This window comes from Gemmatimonadota bacterium (assembly GCA_021295815.1).
GTDB lineage: Bacteria > Gemmatimonadota > Gemmatimonadetes > Longimicrobiales > Gaopeijiaceae > JAGWBQ01.
This window is the reverse complement of the sequence record JAGWBQ010000028.1, coordinates 1-16,130: the sequence shown is the minus strand read 5'-3', so window position 1 is coordinate 16,130 and position 16,130 is coordinate 1. Positions and strand designations below refer to the sequence as shown.

17 protein-coding genes are annotated in these 16,130 nt (G+C 66.8%); 10 read left to right on the top strand and 7 right to left on the bottom strand.

The window, feature by feature from the left end; all coding sequences use genetic code 11:
* Window positions 1-206 precede the first annotated feature (206 nt).
* Window positions 207-905: a M50 family metallopeptidase gene (locus J4G12_10095; GenBank protein MCE2456142.1), complete on the bottom strand. Its 699-nt coding sequence runs from the start codon at window positions 903-905 to the stop codon at window positions 207-209.
* A 1-nt stretch (window position 906) separates the two neighbouring features.
* Window positions 907-2,004, bottom strand: a complete 1,098-nt coding sequence (locus tag J4G12_10090; GenBank protein ID MCE2456141.1) for a peptidylprolyl isomerase — start codon at window positions 2,002-2,004, stop codon at window positions 907-909.
* A gap of 84 nt (window positions 2,005-2,088) precedes the next feature.
* Between J4G12_10090 and J4G12_10085 the strand changes: the two genes are divergently transcribed.
* From J4G12_10085 to J4G12_10045, 9 genes are all read left to right on the top strand, one after another.
* Entirely contained in the window at window positions 2,089-2,820 is a 732-nt protein-coding gene (locus tag J4G12_10085; GenBank protein MCE2456140.1) for a sulfite exporter TauE/SafE family protein, read from the top strand.
* Window positions 2,821-2,880: 60 nt separating this feature from the next.
* A complete protein-coding gene (locus tag J4G12_10080) occupies window positions 2,881-3,429 on the top strand; it encodes a TlpA family protein disulfide reductase (protein MCE2456139.1) in 549 nt (182 codons plus the stop codon).
* A 153-nt stretch (window positions 3,430-3,582) separates the two neighbouring features.
* Window positions 3,583-4,338 carry a hypothetical protein gene (locus J4G12_10075; protein MCE2456138.1) on the top strand — a complete coding sequence of 252 codons (756 nt, stop codon included), beginning with the start codon at window positions 3,583-3,585 and terminating at the stop codon, window positions 4,336-4,338.
* A gap of 28 nt (window positions 4,339-4,366) precedes the next feature.
* Window positions 4,367-5,038, top strand: a complete 672-nt coding sequence (locus J4G12_10070) for a nucleotidyltransferase family protein (GenBank protein ID MCE2456137.1) — start codon at window positions 4,367-4,369, stop codon at window positions 5,036-5,038.
* A gap of 81 nt (window positions 5,039-5,119) precedes the next feature.
* Window positions 5,120-5,974, top strand: a complete 855-nt coding sequence (locus J4G12_10065) for an XdhC family protein (protein MCE2456136.1) — start codon at window positions 5,120-5,122, stop codon at window positions 5,972-5,974.
* 146 nt (window positions 5,975-6,120) lie between these two features.
* Window positions 6,121-8,592, top strand: coding sequence for a DNA gyrase subunit A (gene gyrA, locus J4G12_10060; GenBank protein ID MCE2456135.1), 2,472 nt, complete (start codon window positions 6,121-6,123; stop codon window positions 8,590-8,592).
* 44 nt (window positions 8,593-8,636) lie between these two features.
* Window positions 8,637-9,593, top strand: a complete 957-nt coding sequence (locus J4G12_10055) for a threonine/serine dehydratase (protein MCE2456134.1) — start codon at window positions 8,637-8,639, stop codon at window positions 9,591-9,593.
* Window positions 9,583-10,302, top strand: a complete 720-nt coding sequence (locus tag J4G12_10050; protein ID MCE2456133.1) for an HAD family hydrolase — start codon at window positions 9,583-9,585, stop codon at window positions 10,300-10,302. Before J4G12_10055 ends, J4G12_10050 begins: the two co-directional genes overlap by 11 nt.
* A gap of 32 nt (window positions 10,303-10,334) precedes the next feature.
* Complete coding sequence (locus tag J4G12_10045) at window positions 10,335-10,670, top strand: XdhC family protein (GenBank protein ID MCE2456132.1); 336 nt, start codon at window positions 10,335-10,337, stop codon at window positions 10,668-10,670.
* On the opposite strand, the gene J4G12_10040 is transcribed toward J4G12_10045, so the two are convergent.
* The 4 genes from J4G12_10040 to J4G12_10025 all read right to left on the bottom strand — a co-directional run bounded on the left by J4G12_10040 (window position 10,594) and on the right by J4G12_10025 (window position 14,020).
* Entirely contained in the window at window positions 10,594-11,073 is a 480-nt protein-coding gene (locus tag J4G12_10040; protein MCE2456131.1) for a vitamin K epoxide reductase family protein, read from the bottom strand. The genes J4G12_10045 and J4G12_10040 overlap by 77 nt on opposite strands.
* 6 nt (window positions 11,074-11,079) lie before the next feature.
* Entirely contained in the window at window positions 11,080-11,832 is a 753-nt protein-coding gene (locus J4G12_10035) for a thioredoxin domain-containing protein (GenBank protein MCE2456130.1), read from the bottom strand.
* Window positions 11,833-11,971: 139 nt separating this feature from the next.
* Window positions 11,972-13,045: an aminopeptidase gene (locus J4G12_10030; GenBank protein MCE2456129.1), complete on the bottom strand. Its 1,074-nt coding sequence runs from the start codon at window positions 13,043-13,045 to the stop codon at window positions 11,972-11,974.
* A gap of 69 nt (window positions 13,046-13,114) precedes the next feature.
* A complete protein-coding gene (locus J4G12_10025; GenBank protein MCE2456128.1) occupies window positions 13,115-14,020 on the bottom strand; it encodes a prohibitin family protein in 906 nt (301 codons plus the stop codon).
* Between the two features lie 185 nt (window positions 14,021-14,205).
* Here J4G12_10025 and J4G12_10020 point away from each other — a divergent pair, with 185 nt between their 5' ends.
* On the top strand, window positions 14,206-15,597 hold the full coding sequence (locus J4G12_10020) for a hypothetical protein (GenBank protein MCE2456127.1): 1,392 nt from the start codon (window positions 14,206-14,208) through the stop codon (window positions 15,595-15,597).
* A 110-nt stretch (window positions 15,598-15,707) separates the two neighbouring features.
* Here J4G12_10020 and J4G12_10015 read toward each other — a convergent pair.
* On the bottom strand, window positions 15,708-16,130 hold a 423-nt coding region (locus tag J4G12_10015), incomplete at its 5' end, for a hypothetical protein (protein ID MCE2456126.1).

Below are 16,130 nucleotides of genomic sequence, written 5' to 3'. Positions count from 1 at the left end.
CTCGCCTTCTTCCCGCCATGACTCACCTCCTTAGGTTGCACCCAAAAGGAAACATGTCCGTCATAGCGGGGCAACTCCAAAGAGGTGGGCACCGGACACTTCGCGTGGCCGCTCGGTGGCCATATTGAGGTTCTTGCATCCCGAGAGACAGGTCCCGCAGGCCCAGTTTCAACCGGGCGGACCTACCGAGGTTCGCGAGGCCGAGCCTACTCGCCCCCGGCTTGCTCCCTCCCGGGCGCCCCGGCGCGTCTGAAGGCTCTGACCAGCTCCTTCCAGGCGACGAACATGGCGACGGCGATCCAGATGACGCCCCAGAACATCGTCGGAAATCCGGTCATCTCAGCGAGAATGGCGGCGTCGGACATGACTTCGGGACGGTCGATGATGTCGTCCTTGATGTCCCAGATCGCATAGAGAATGCTTGTGAGGCCGAGCAGCAGAACCGTACCTCGGCTGACGGTCCGAGGGAGGAACCTGCCGGCCAGGATGCATCCGGCGCCGAAGAGCGCGCCGAAGAGCCATCCGAACTCGCCCCGCACCCAGACCGCTGTCGTGACCAGCACCAGCACGCCCAGGATCGCCAGAGTCAGGCCTCCGCTCACCCTGCGCCACATGGCAAGCCTGGCGAGGACCACGCCCCAGAAAAGACTCCCGAGGTAGCCGGCGCTCGCGGACAGGAAGGGTATCCCTCCCCTCGTGATCGCATATCCGCCCTGGAGCCTGTTGATCTCGATGCTCTCCACCGATCCTCCCGACAGCACCGCGGTCAGGGCGTGGCTCACCTCGTGGAGAAAGACCACGAAGATCTTGATCGGGAAGATGTAGGGCGTGTTCCAGAGGAACCAGATGGCGGTGAGATAGACCGCGAGGATCGCCGCGAATTTGATCTTTGGGGCTGCGGACATGTCAGAAGGCCGGTGCGACGAAGGTTGCGTAGCGCATGCGGGTCAGCGCCGCGTGCTGGGGAAGCTGAAGCTCGTTACGGGCGATGACCGCGTTTTGTGCCGGTAGGCCCAACGCGGCCAAGGCTGCCGCGGCCACCCCTTCGGGAGTCAGGCCGCGGGTGAATCCGAGCGCCTCGCTCCAGTAGCGCGCGTCGGCGATCCATTCGTCCATCAACCTCTTGCGCGCGCCCGCGGGCAGCGTCAGCTCCCTTCGCTCGGCCTGGGCCAGGGCGGCGGCGGTGTCGTCGGGCGAGTTCAGCGTAAGCTCCGCAAGCGATCCCAGCCCGGCGGCGATACTCTCGACGAGCTCGGAGCGGCCATCCACGAAGGGCAGCGGTTCGCGCGCCTCGAGCCGGAGAATGTGGTAGCCGTACCTGGTTTCGGTCACTTCGCTGATCTCACCGGGTTCGAGCTCCAGGGCCGCGCTCCAGAATTCTTCCACCCACGAACCCCGGCGACCAGGTTCGAGCAGGCCCTGGCTTCCCTCGGCCCCGGGTTCCTCCGAGAGCATGGCCGCGGTTTCGGCGAAGTCGGCACCGTCGCGGAGAAGCCGCAAGGCGCGTCCGGCCTTCTCCTCCGCGGCCCGTCTCCGCTCCGGCGACCTGAAGCGCTCGCTGAAGAAGAGAATGTGGCGCACCGTGAGTTCCCAGTCCGGATCGGCCCCGTACCTTCGCTCGAGTTCGGCGCCGTCGATTCCCGCGCTCTCGACCGTCAGATCGGCCCTGAGGAGGTCTAGCAGACGCTCGTCGGCGCGGCGATCCACCAACGGGGCCCCGAGCTCTTCCACGCTGGAGTCCGCGATCGCAAGTCCCAGGCCGGCGATGGTGGCCAGCGCCTCGCGCCTTTCGGCGGTGAGCCCCAACAGCTCGTTCGCCGAATAGCTTACCGACCCGACGCTCAGGGCCGGCGGCTCGTCCTCGCCGCAAGCCCCTAGGGCGAACGTCAGCCCCAGGACCGGGAGGAGACCCGGCGACCTTCGTCGCCGAAGCTTCCGGCAGGCCTGCCCGCGCGACACGGAGCCGGCGTGCGGTTTTCCAGGTATGGTCGGTTCCTTCTTCATGGGTTCGGCGTTTGGAACACCCCCGTAGCGTCAGTGTTCAGATTGCGGCCGTCCCTCCGTCGCCCCCATCTCCCGGCTCCCCCGTTGAACCTCCTCTTCCTGGCGCAGATCGAGCCGAGCTCGGGTTGGAGCGACGCTCTATCGGGCGATCCGCTGATCGCGTTGGCGTTCATGTTCGGCGCCGGGGTGCTCACCAGCCTCACGCCCTGCGTCTACCCGATGATTCCGATCACGGGCGCGGTGATCGCCGGAAGCTCGCGGGCCGGTCAGACGCGACGGCGCACCGTGGCGCTCTCGCTCACCTACGCGGTCGGTCTCGCTCTTCTCTACGCCGTGCTGGGCGCGGTCGCGGGAGTCACCGGTGAGATCTTCGGGACGGTCAGCGCCAGTCCGTGGGCGCTTCTGGGCATCGGCAACCTTCTGCTCCTCTTCGCTCTCGTCATGTTCGACGTGCTGCCGGTCCCCATTCCGCGCGGACTTCTGGAGCGGGCGTCGCGGACCGGAGCGGGCTCCTATCCGGCCGTCTTCGCGATGGGGGCGATGTCCGGAGTGGTCGCAGCCCCCTGCGGCGCACCGGCGTTCGCGGTCGTGCTCACCTGGGTGGCGGCGACGGGGGCCGGCCTCTGGGGATTCGCCTACCTCTTCGTCTTCTCGCTCGGGATGACCTCGCTCCTCATCGGCGTGGGCGTCTTCGCCGGGCTGAGTTCGCGGTTGCCCCGCACCGGCGGTTGGATGGTATGGGTGAAGCGGGCGTCGGCCGTAACAATGATAGCCATGGCTCAGTATTACTTCGTCCAGGCAGGTTACAACCTGTGAACCCCTTCCGCAAGCGCTCCGACGCGGCACGCGTCGCCTTCGCTGCCAACTCCCGCTAAGATGATTTCTCCGTTCTTCTTCCGAAGCCTCGCCGCCCCGCTCGCCACCGGCCTCGTCCTGGCCGCCGGCCATCTCGCATCGCCCCTCACGCTCCGGGCCCAGTCCACCGAGGGGAACGGGGTCTCCCTGCCCATAGGCTCGGAAGCTCCTGCGGTCGTCATCGAAGACCTGGACGGCAACCCGGTCGATCTGGCCGAGCTCATCGCGGGAAGGCCCGCCCTGATCGAATTCTGGGCGAGCTGGTGCGATCAGTGCGAAGCGCTCCAGCCTCAGCTCGACGAACTCAGCGAGCGCCACGGTGAGGGGTTCGCCATCGTCGCCATAGCGGTGGGGGTGAATCAGACGCCTCGGCGGGTCATCCGACACCTAAGCCGGCACGAGGCCGCCTACCCCTACCTTTGGGACGGCAAGGGCGACGCCGTCAGAGCCTACGACGCCTTCGTCACCTCGACGGTGGTCATGCTCGACGCCGAGGGTCGCGTGCGGTACACCGGAACCGGCGCCGATCAGGACCTCGTCCGAGCTGCCCAACGCCTGCTCGAAGGATGACCGGCGGGACGGAGGCGACGAGCCGGAACGATATCGAGAACTGTCGAGTCTTGCGTTAAATCGAGACAACCTTCATATTTTCGTTCGATTTCGTGGTCGCATCCGACCGCGATCAGAGCCGGAACGCTCACGCAACACGGAGTCAGCACCAGCATGAAGCGCCTCGCAGCAGCCGCTCTTCTCGCGGTCACCGCATCCGCCTGCGCCTCGGCGGAGGTCGTCGTTCTCGTCCAGGTCGACGACGAAACCCTGGAGGGAATCGAAGTCCAGTTGCTTCCCTACGACCGCGACCATCTCTTCGACTCCCTGGGCGCCGTCTACGCCGAGGCCGAACGTCCCGAACCCGAGATCCCCGAGGAACTCCGGCAGGCTCGCACCGACGTGCAGGAAGCGCAGGGGGTCTGGCGGACGCTGGAACTCGAATGGTCAGGGACTCGCAGCCGGCTCCAGACCATCTCGGGGGAGATGGAGCAGTACAGCCGGGGAGAGCGTCGCTACCAGGAACTCTTTACCGAGTTCAACACGCTCGAAGGCCGGCTGACCCGCATCGAGCGTGACAAGGATCGTGCCTTCGAGGCCTTCACCGAACTCCAAGTGGCGACGGTGGCGCAGTCCAGAGCCGTGCAGATGCAGCGCGACATCTGGGCCGACGAGGCTTACGCGAACATCACGGAGGTCATCGAGTTGAAGCTTGCGGAGGCGGGCGCGGACCGCATGTACGACACCACCGACGCCAGCGGCGTGGCCCGGGGCACCTTCATGGTCGCGCCCGGCGAATACTGGGTGCACGCACGCTACGAGCTCGTGTACACGGAACTCTATTGGAACCTCCCGATAACGATCGAAGGCTCCGAGCCCGTCACGATAACGCTCGGCCGCGAAAACGCGGAGGAGCGCGCCAAGCTTTAGCGATCCGTGGACCGGTAGGAGGCTCTCGGTGCTCGCGGGAGATCGTCCGCGGGCCACAAGCGGCAGGGACGTGATCGCCGGTGTGATACCCTGCGCCGGCGCATCCAGGCGCATGGGCAGGCCCAAGGCTCTTCTCGACGCCGGTGGGCGCAGCTTCCTCGAACGAATCGTCTCCGCGCACCGCGACGGAGGGTGCGACAGAGTTCTGGTCGTGATCGGCCCCGACGGAACGCCCGGTGTCGCGACCGTGATGCGGGCCGGCGCGGAGTGTGTCCGGAACCCCGACCCGTCCGTCGGACCGATCTCGTCCATGAGGGCCGCGCTCGAGGCTCTGGGCGCGAGTCCGGATTCGGCCCCGTCGAGCGGTGTCGCGGCGGTGCTGTGGCATCCGGTGGACCACCCGCTGGTGTCGGCGGAGGCCGTCGAGGCCCTGATCCGGGCGGCCCGCACGTTCGACCCGGACGACGACCGGGCTCCGGCCCTGGCGGTGCCCCGCTACCGGGGCGGGAGCGGTCATCCCGTGCTCATCGGGTCCGCGCTCTTCGGCGAGCTCCTCGCACCGACCCTGGAGGACGGGGTTCGCACCGTCACGAGACGTCACCAGGAGCGAAGAACATACCGCGACGTGGAGTGCGCCGGGGTCACCCAGGACATCGACACCCCGGGCGATTACCGAGCCGCCTTCGGCAGGGATCCCTAGCAGGCCCGTGGACGAACTTCCCACGGCAGGACGGCGCTCTGTCGCACTCGGCGCTCGTGCGAGATCCTGCGAGGACCGCCGATGCTGACCGCGGCGCAGGCGACCCGGACCCTGGCCGCGGCGGTACGGGCCGGCTCTGAGGCCGCAGTGGCGCTCCTGGTCCGGTCGGGTTCGGACACCGAGCCGGGTGGACGCATGGTCGCGATCGCCGGATACGGACCTCCGGGCGATGCTGCCGCAGGCACGGAGGTGACGGGCTCGCTGGGGGACGCCGAGCTCGACCATGTCGCGGAAAAGGCGCTGAGGAAGGCCGTCGCCGACGACCGCGGGCCCGACGGCGAGCGATTCCCAGGGGTCGTGACCCTCGCCACGGAGGCCGGCAGCTTCGACATCTACGTCGAGACGCACCGTCCGGACCCGGAGCTGGTGATCGTCGGAGCAGGACACGTCGCCATTCCCCTGGCCCGAATGAGCTCCCAGATAGGCTTCAGGGTCAGCGTGCTCGACGACCGCCCCGGCTTCGCCACCCGCGAGCGATTCCCGGAGGCCGCCCGCCTCCTTCCCGTCGACTTCGACCGTCCCTTCGTCGACGTCCCGCTGCACTCCCGCTCCCATATAGTCCTGGTCACTCGCGGTCACCGCTACGACTACACGTGTCTCGCGGAGGCGCTGGAGTCGGACCCTCCTCCGGCCTACATCGGCATGATCGGCAGCCGGCGGCGGGTGCGCGCCACCTACGTCCAACTGATCGCCGACGGGATCCCGGCCGAGCGTCTCGCCAGGATCCACGCACCCATCGGCCTCGACATCGGCGCCGAAACCCCCGAGGAGATAGCGGTCGCCGTCGCAGGCGAACTGGTGCTGGTCCGGCGCGGCGGGAGCGGCACGCCCCTGTCCGACCTGGAACGCATCCCCGAGCGCTTCTTCGGAGGGTAGCCCGGTCCCGGCCCGGAGCCGTGTCGCACCGAGGGCGGTCGAAGAGAGCGGCAAGGGGCGGTCGCAGCCAGTGGCGAAGGTGTTATATTTAATTGGTATGCGCGATCACATTCGGTGGAGTTGAACCACCGCCGCCACTTTACTACATGAGCGAAGAAAAAGACCTCTCCGGACAGGAGAGCCAAGCGCGGCGGATTCGGCCAAAGACGCTTGAAAGGGAGATGAGGGAATCCTTCATCGACTATTCGATGAGCGTGATAGTCCAACGCGCGCTCCCCGATGTCCGCGACGGGCTGAAGCCCGTGCACAGACGTATCCTCTACGCCATGAGCGAGCTGGGTCTGGGGCCCGGCCGCCCTTACAAGAAATGCGCCACTGTGGTCGGCGACGTGCTCGGCAAGTATCATCCGCACGGCGACTCCGCAGTCTACGACTCGCTTGTGCGCATGGCTCAGGACTTCTCGCTGCGCTACCCGCTCATCGACGGCCAGGGCAACTTCGGTTCCATCGACGGCGACGCCGCGGCGGCATATCGCTACACCGAGGCCCGGCTTTCCCGAATAGCGCCGGAGCTCCTCAACGACATAGAGAAGGAGACCGTCGAGTTCGCACCCAACTTCGACGGCAGCCGAAACGAGCCGACGGTGCTGCCGACGTGCATCCCCAACCTGCTGGTCAACGGTTCGTCCGGCATCGCGGTCGGGATGTCCACCAACGTGCCTCCCCACAATCTCGCCGAGGTGGTCGACGGCGCACTCGCGCTGATCGAAGACCCGGAACTGCCGCAGGCGCGGCTCGAAGACATCGTCACCGGCCCGGACTTCCCGACGGGCGCCTTCATCTGCGGACGCTCGGGCATCCGCGAAGCATATCGGACCGGGCGCGGGCGCATCACCCAGCGAGGGAGGGCGACCATCGAGGAGGACCGCAGGGGCAAGGTCCGCATCGTCGTCATGGAAATCCCCTTCATGGTGAACAAGTCGCGACTGATCGAAGAGATCGCTCAAGGGGTGCGCGACGGTCGTCTGCCGGACATCTCCGACCTCCGCGACGAGTCCGACCGGCGCGGCATGAGCATCGTCATCGAGCTCAAGCGCTCCGCGGTACCGCTCGTGGCGCTCAACCGGCTCTACCGGCACACGCAGATGCAGCGGACCTTCGGCGCGATCATGCTGGCGCTTGTGGACGGCGAGCCGCGCATCCTGCCGCTGCGTCGCATCCTCGGCCATTTCATCGAGCACAGGCACGACGTAGTGGTCAGGCGCTCCGAGTTTGAGTTGGCCCGGGCTCTGGCTCGCCAGCACGTGCTCGAGGGGTTGGTGATCGCGGTCGACAACATCGACCGGGTGATCCGGATCATCAGGGGATCGCCCGACTCCGGGACCGCGTCGAGCCAGCTCATCGAAGCGTTCGATTTGAGCGAGAAGCAGGCGAAAGCCATTCTGGAGATGCGACTCTCGCGTCTGACCGGTCTCGAGATCGAGAAACTGCAGACCGAGCTCGCGCAGATCCGAGAAACGGCCCGCGAGCTTCGCGAGCTCCTCGCGTCGCGCGAACGCCGCATGGAGGTGGTCGCCGACGAACTGCGGATCGTCCGCGACAAGTACGGCGACGAGAGGCGGACCGAGATCACGGGCCCGATCGGGCACTTCGACGTCGAAGACTTGATCGTGGACGAGGAGGCGGTCATCACGATCTCGCACGAGGGCTACGTGAAACGGCTCTCGCCGGAGAACTACCGCGCCCAGCTCCGGGGCGGCAAAGGGCTGCGCGGCATGGACGTCAAGGGCGGCGATTGGGTGGAGCACATCTTCATCGCCCGGACTCACGACTACCTCCTGGTATTCACGCGCGACGGGCAGTGCCACTGGCTGAAGGTCTGGCAGATTCCCGAGGGCAGTCGTTACGCCAAGGGCACAGCGATCGTCAACCTCCTCGACCTGGAGCCCGGTTCCCGGATCGCCTCGGTGCTGCCCGTCCGCGATTTCGACGGCGGCGAGTACGTCTTCTTTTGCACGCGCAAGGGCATAGTCAAGAAGTCGCAGCTCTCCGCATATCGCCACGTCCAGAAGGGCGGCATCATCGCCATCCGGATTCGCGAGGACGACGAGCTCCTCGAGGCCAGGCTGACCTCGGGCTCCGACGAGATCCTCCTGGCGAGCAGCGCGGGCGCCGCCATCCGTTTCCGGGAGTCTGACGTACGTCCCCTGCTGCGGGCCTCCATGGGGGTTCAAGGCATGAACCTCAGAAAGGACGACGAGGTGGTCGACATGGTCGTGCTCCGGGACGACACCACCGTGCTCGCCGTCTCTGAGAAAGGCCTCGGCAAGCGGACTTCCATCGACGAGTACCGGCTGCAACAGAGGGGAGGAACCGGTGTAATCAACCTCAAGGTTTCAGAAAGAACGGGTCGGGTCGTGGCGGCGCGAGCCGTCCGGGAGGGCGAACACCTCATGATCATGACCAAAAACGGGGTTGTGAACCGACAGCTCGCTTCGGCCATTTCCCTGATCGGACGCGCGACTCAGGGGGTCAAGCTGGTTTCACTCGGTAAACGTGATTCCGTTGTCGATGTCGCTTTGGTCGACGACGGTGGAGAAGCGGACGAGAAGGCGTGACCCCGCGCGCCAAGCAGGTACCGGTTCCCGAACCTCCGCCTACGGTGGTGTCGCTGCTCGATGTCGAGGCGGCGGCCCGCAGGCTGGCCGGCGTGGTGGCGAGAACTCCTCTCGTGGAATCGTCTCATCTGCACGAGCTTACCGGCGTCCGCGTAGGTCTGAAGTGCGAAAACCTGCAACGCACCGGATCGTTCAAGCTGCGCGGCGCCTACAACTTCATCTCCCGCCTCCTGCCGAAGGTGGTGTCGATGGGGCTCGTCACGTACTCCTCCGGCAATCACGCCCAGGCGGTCGCCATGGCCGCGCGGGTGCGGGGCGCACCGGTGACCGTCGTAATGCCGGAGACCGTGCCGGACGTGAAGAGACGCGGGGCGGAGCGGCTCGGGGCCGAGATCGTGGTGGAGGGCACGACCTCCCTCGAACGGCGCGCGAAGGCGGAAGAGATCGCCATCGAACGGAAGATGACCATCGTGCCACCGTTCGAACACCCGGACATCGTCGCCGGACAGGGCACCGTCGGGCTCGAGATCGCCGACTCGGTGGAGAGACTCGACATGGTCCTCGTCCCCATCGGCGGCGGCGGCCTGGCGGGCGGCGTGGCCGCGGCGATCAAGGCTCTACGCCCCGAGGCCCGCGTGATCGGCGTCGAGCCCGAGGGTGCGGCATCCATGAAGGCGGCTCTCAAGGCGGGCGGTCCAGTCGAGCTCGAGAGCATCGACACCGTGGCCGACGGACTGGCTCCGGTCATAGCCGGCGAGCTTACCTATCTCCACGCTTCCACTCTGCTCGACGACATCGTCACCGTCTCTGACGACGACATCCTCAAGGCCGCAGCCCACCTGATGGCCTGCGAGAAGCTGGTGGTGGAGTATTCCGGAGCGGCGACAGTGGCGGCTATCATGTCCGGCACGGTCAAGACCGAAGACCTCCGGGTAGTCGCCGTGCTCAGCGGCGGAAACATCGATCCAAAGGCAATCAGGACCCTCGATCTTGACATTTGAGACCAATCGGGTAATCCTTTTCGACATCGACGGCACGCTCGTGAGGGGAAGCCCCGGAAGGAGCGTGTTCTGCGCCGCCATGGAGGAGGTCTACGGGGAGCCGGGCCGTCCGGAACTCGTCAGCTTCTCCGGCAAGACCGACCCGCAGATCGCGCACGAGCTGCTGGCCTTGGCCGGCGTCGAACGGGAAAGGGTGGACGCGCTGCTTCCCGAGATGCTCGCTCGCTACGTCGAGCTCCTGGCCGAGGCCTTGCCCGACCGGCTCCCCGAAGTGCTGCCCGGTATCCCCGACCTCCTTTATCGCGTGGCGGCCGAGGAGGGCGTCGAGATGGCTCTTCTCACCGGAAACGTCATCGACGGTGCGCGGATCAAGCTCGGATCGGTAGGGCTGGCGCGCTTTTTCCCGTTCGGTGCGTTCGGTTCGGACTCCATGGACCGAAACGAACTGCCGGCCATCGCCTTGGAGCGGGCGCGGAGTCGCTGGGGCGGCCACCTCCATCCGAGCCACATGGTCATAGTGGGCGACACGCCGCGCGACGTCATCTGCGGACGCCTGGCGGGGATGGAGACCGTAGCCGTGGCCACGGGCCAGTACAGCCTCGAGGAGCTCGCCGACACCGAAGCGGACCGGGTATTCCCCGACCTCGAGGCTCCCGGGGTCTACGATTCTCTCGTGAGAGGCGGCGTCCGCCTGGCCGGAACCGTTTGATTCACGACGATCGCAGGGGAACCGACGCCGCTCTGGTTCGGCTGAGCGAAACGGCGACCGGGGGCGCGGTCGCCACCATCGTCTCCACCAGAGGCTCGACTCCGCGCAAGAGCGGCGCCCGCATGGTGCTCGACGCGAACGGCGTACTCTCGGGAACCGTGGGCGGCGGCTGCGGAGAGGCCGAGGTGATCGAAGCCGCCGGACGGGTCATGGAGAGCGGCCGCGCGGAGATGGTGCGCGTGGACCTCACCGACGACCTGGCGTCATGGAGTCCGGCGGTCTGCGGGGGTACTATGGACGTGTTCGTCGAGCCTCTCCGAAGCTCCGGCGCACCTCCGGCAGGCTCGCCGCCAGAATCAGGGTCATGATGATCGCCGATGCCACGCAGTACTGGCACCACGCTCTGATGACCCAGGCTTCCAGATAGGTGAGGTAGGCGGAGTAGCCCCAGCCGGCTGCGGCGCCCAGAAGCAGGAGCCGAGCGATCCAGCTCGAACCGACGCAGGAGGGCTGGAGTCCGACGAGCGCCAGGCCCAGCAGTAACGCGTATCCCACGAGACCGATGAGCGGCACCGGCACCGGCCCGAGCCGGGCGTGGGAGCTCGATTGCACGGTGTCGCAATCGCTCAAGCCGCATTGGAGAGCCCCCATCCACCCCGCCGCGTGGGCGTAGAGGTAGAACGCCACAAAAAGACCTACGAGCGAGAGAATCGCTATCGCCATCCGGTTGCGGTGAACCGTGACGTTCTCCATCGTCGCCGCTCGAGCCACCGGCGGCTAGCTTCCTTGCGCGCGGCCGGCTTCGATATCGCCGACGACCTCCTCGATGGCTTCGTAGGTGTTGCCGTTGAGGCGGTGAATGCCTCCGCCCTCGCCGCGGTCGAGCACCAAGACCGTGGGGGTCGCGCCGACCCCGAGTCGGGTTCCGAACTGGAGGTTGGCGGAAACCACCTCGGCGTGGCGTTCGCTCCGCAGGCAGGCACCGAACTCGTCCATGTCGAGGGCGAGCTCCTCCCCGTAGTCTGTGAAGGCGCCCACGGCCTCGTTCTGATAGAACCAGACATCCTGGTTGCGGAAGAGGATGTCGTGGTAGTCCCGGTAGCGATCCTGATCGCCGGCGCACCTCGCGGCCCGGGCGGCGAGGAAGGCGTGGGGATGAGCTTGCTCGATCGGGAAGTCGTACTGCTCGACGCTCGCCCGACCGGATTCGACGAGCCGCAGGTCGATCTGCGGCTCCACCATGGCGGCGAATTGACGGCAGGCCGGGCACTGGTAGTCCACGAAGAGCATGATGGCGATCGAGCTCTCGGGATCACCCTTGACGACCGGCTTCGCCGTCGCCAGCAGCACGGAATCGTCCTCGATGGCGGCCACGTCCATCGATGTCGTGATCGCCTCCCCCGGTCCCCCCATGACCTGACTCGCGACCACGGCGGCCCCGACCACAGCGATGCCGCCGAGAATCGCGTAGAACTTCCCCATGCTTCCGCCCTGACCGCGCGCCTGTCGGCGTTGCTCTGCTCTACTCACTCTTCCTCCTAAGTTGAAAGTTGCCGAACGGCGGCGCACCGTTCGCGGGCGGGCCGTCCACTGTCGCTTGTCGGTCCCCCTCCTAACTCTCGTACGGGAGCGGACGGAGTAGTGAAACTCGTATCACTCGGTGATCGGATCAAGGGGAGGGCATGGGATCACGGGCCGGCCCTTCCACGAGCGTCCACGGGTCGTCGACGTCCTCCACCACCGTTTTCAGGTGACGGAGCAGCGCCGCAAGGTCCCCCTCCCACTCCTGGAGCAGCGTATCGAAATCGTCCAGCCGGTGGTAGTACCTGATCCGCGAGAGGAGGGTCACGTTGTTCAGGTCAGTGTCGCGGAAACCCGTGAAGGTGAGCGACTCGAGTTGGGGCGCCACCTCCGCGTCAAAGCGGCTGAGGGCGTTTCTGAAGATCGGCTCTCGTCCGGCGATCTTTTCTTCGCTGGTCAGCGTCGTGTCGGCGTAGAAGCGGGTGAGCTCGGCGCGCAGCTCGTCGATGTAGGCCCCGAAGAGCTTGACGTCCTCCCAACGGACGCGAGCTCGCTGACATTTCAGGGTGTTCTCGCCTCCGGCCCGCCGCCCGCAGAAGAACCGCACCGCACCCGAGCGGCCTACGAAGGTCGCGTAGCTCTCGTTGAAGTCGCCCTCGCCGGCGACGTAGAGATGGAGGTGCGCCAGCTCGTGGATCAGCGTCGTGATCATCTCGACGTCGTCGTACCGGAGAAAGGTCGAGAGCACGGGATCGTCGAACCAGCCCAGCGTGCTGAAGGCGGCCGTGGGCCTCACCATGGCGTCGAAGCCCTCCGCCTCGAGCTTCATCCGCTCCTCGTCGGCGTCCTCGACCGAGAAATGCCCCCGATACGGCACGTTGCCGACTATCGGAAACCACCAGGTCTTCGGCACCAGCATGTCGCGATGCGCGGCGGACACGATCAGCGCGAGGGTGTCGCGCTCGAGCTCAACGTAGGACGAGTAGGCTCTTCCCACGTCGATGCCAAATTCGCTCATGGCGAACTGCCGCGCCTCGAGCACCAGGACGAGCTTGCTCTTGGTGGTCTCGTCCACCTCCGGGTCGCGCAGAACGTCTTCGATGTCCTCGCTGGCGCGCAGGATCTTCCACTCCTCGAAGCCGGCCCTGAGGACGTAGCCCGGCGAGCAGGCTCCCGAGCCGCCTGCGGCCAGAAGCATCACGGCGAATACGGCGAACCGCATCTCAGGCTTCCCCGCCGGCCGATCGACGAACCTCGAACTCCCAAAGCCCGCGTCGCCCCGGTCCCGGCGTCACCGGTTTCCGCCGCCCAGATTCCGGATGAGCGGTATTCCGGCCTCGGTCGGAACGTAGACCACCGATCCCGCCGGGAGTTCGCCCAGCTTCTGGATGTAGTGATAGGTGAGGTACTCGGGAGTCAGTCCCTCGGTGATGATCTTCTGCGACTCGGCGATGCCTCGGGCCCTCTCGATCTCCTGCTGGGCCTGCTCCTGGACGATCTGGGTCTGGAATTCCTCGGCGGCCACCTGCTGCTCCCGCTGGAGCTTGGACTCGATCGCCTCCCGCACACTCGGCGGGGCCTGGACGTCCCGCACGAAGACATCGAGAATTTCGATGCGGTTGCCGGCCTTGAGCTGGATCTCCTGCTGCATGCTGGCCGCGACCTCGCGACGATCGGGAGAGAAGATCTCGTTGATGGACTTGGTGGCCACCGCGTCCCGGACGCCGTTCCGCAACGCGTTGAGCAGAATCCGGCTCTTGAGCTGGGTTTCGGTGCCGATTTCCTGGTAGAGTCGGGGGGCCGCAGCTCCGTCGATGGTGAATAGCAGCGCCACCTCCAAGGCGACGTTGAGCTGCTCGCTCGTCTGCGCCTCGAATCTCTCGACCCCTCCGTCGGGCGGGAACGACTGCTCCCTCACCGACATCTTCTCGATGCTGGCGAACGGATTGACGAAGTGTACGCCCTCGGCTAGCGGATCTTCGTCGATCATGCCGAGGAAGTGCTTGACACCGACCTCGCCTACCGATATGACTGTGATCGAGTTGGCGCACATCAAGCCGACGCCCAGCGTCATGAGCCCGTACCCGGTCACCCTGCGAGAACCGAGCGACATGGACGGACCGACGAGGGCCGCTCCGGCGACCACTACTGCGGCACCTGCGAGCAAGACCAGAAAACCAAAGACGAGAAGTCCCATTTCATCTCCTGTGCGAATATGGGTGAACACGACGGCTCCCGGAGCGGAAGCCGGGCCGGGTAGCCGCGAACGCCGCTTCGCGACCGGGGCGACCCTTAGGCAACCTACCCCGAAGCATCCCCCGGAGCTCCGGTTCCATGCCCGGTTCTCCCGGATTCCTACCCGCACCAGGTCTACGTCATGAGATGGGGATAACGTTCACGGCCTACCTTGGGCTGACCTGGATTCTTCGGCTGATCGCGCCGCTCGTCTCCCTGATCTGCGCCGCTCCGCCGGGTTCAGGCGCCGCCAAGCTCGCCCGAGGGATCAAGGAACGAAGCGAGGCGCACCGAAGGCTTGCGGCCTGGGGGCGCGGGCGAGCGCGGGGCGACCGGGAGCTTCCGCTGGTCTGGATGCATGCTCCCTCCGCAGGCGAAGCCCAGCAGGCTCGAGCGGTGATCGCGAGACTGCGCGAACTTCGACCGGAAACCCAGGTCGTCTTCACCTATTTCTCGCCGTCGGCGCGAGGCTTCGCCTCCGAGGTCGGCGCCGATTTCAGCGACTGCCTTCCATGGGATCTCCCCTGGGTGTTGCGGCCTGCGGTCCGTGCCTTGGCACCCGATCTGGCAGTGTTCACCAAGACCGAGGTGTGGCCGACCCTCGCTCGAGAGCTCGCGCGGGCTGGAACGCCCACGGCCCTCGTCGCCGGCACGGTCTCTGCCGGGTCTCGCCGTCTCGGTTTTCTCGCGCGCAGACTCCTCGGCCCGGCCTGGGGCGGACTTTCGCTCTGCTGCGCGGTGGACGAGGTCAGCGCTCGTCGCCTGCGGGCTCTGGGAGTGACCGCCGAGGTGAGAGTCACCGGCGATCCCGGGACGGAGGCCGCCGTTGGTCGCGTGCGCTCGGGCGCCGGGACCCGTCTGACCGCCCTACCGGATCGGCCTGTCCTGGTGGCCGGCTCCACCTGGCCCGCAGACGAGAAGGTTCTGCTTCCGGCGATCAGGGAAGTGCGACGCTCGGTGCCGGAGCTCTTGCTTGTCCTGGCTCCTCACGAGCCGAGCGAGTCTCGTCTGCACGGCATCACGAGGCGACTCGGGGATCGACGGACGTGGACGACCTTTGCGGAGATCGAGTTCGGACGTTCGTCGTTCGACCGCCTCGAAGCGCCGCCGGACCAGATCGGCACGGTGCTTGTCGAGCGGGTGGGAGCCCTGGCCGCCCTTTACGGACTCGCGGCAGACGCCGACGGCCCCGGTCTCGCGTTCGTCGGCGGCGGGTTCGGCAGGCGAGGCCTGCACTCGGTTATCGAGCCGGCGGCCGCCGGGTGTCCGGTAATTTTCGGTCCTCGGCACGAACGGGCTCCCGCCGCCCGGAAGCTTATCGAGCTGGGAGCGGGATTCACCGTCGCCGATCCCGGCGAACTTGTCGCCGCAGTCCTTCGGTTGCTCGCCTCCGAGAGTCGGAGGGCTGGTGCACGAAAGGCCGGACTCGGATTTGCGCACGAGGAGCTTGGCGCCGCCAAACGTACGGCCGAGCTGCTCTCGGGATTTCTGGATTCTGGCTCGAAAGCGCAATACCATACGCATTGCAGCCACACCTGAGCGGCACCCGCGTCGTTACGTCGGATTCGTCATCGAACCCACCTCCTCCGAGGGAATCTCGACGATGCCCGGACGAATTCAGGCGGCGCACTGCGCGTCGACTTCGGCGCTCACCGTCTCCAGGCGGCGGCGTCCGGGATTCCGCGGCTGAACATCACTTCCAGGCCGGGTTCCGTTACGCCCGCCGTTGCGTCAGCGGCAAGTCGGTATTGGGGCGGCAGGTCGCGAAGGATGGCGCGCACCTGTCCCGTGCGCCGATCGCGCAGGATGGCCGTGGCGCGGTCGCCGGCGCCGTCGAGCGCGGCGGTCCCGCCGGGCCCGGTCAGCGTGACGGCGGCGAGCGCGGCCTGCCAGCCGGGCCGGGCCGGCACGACGAAGACGAACGACGACTGACCGTCGGCGTCCGCCAGCTCGGGCATGGCGAAGCTGATCGAGAAGAGCGTCTCGCCGTCGGCGGCGGTTCCGACGATCCGATGATCGCCGGCGGAGTCGGGCAGCAGCGGCGGCGCGTCGACCGCGAACGCGGGTTCCAG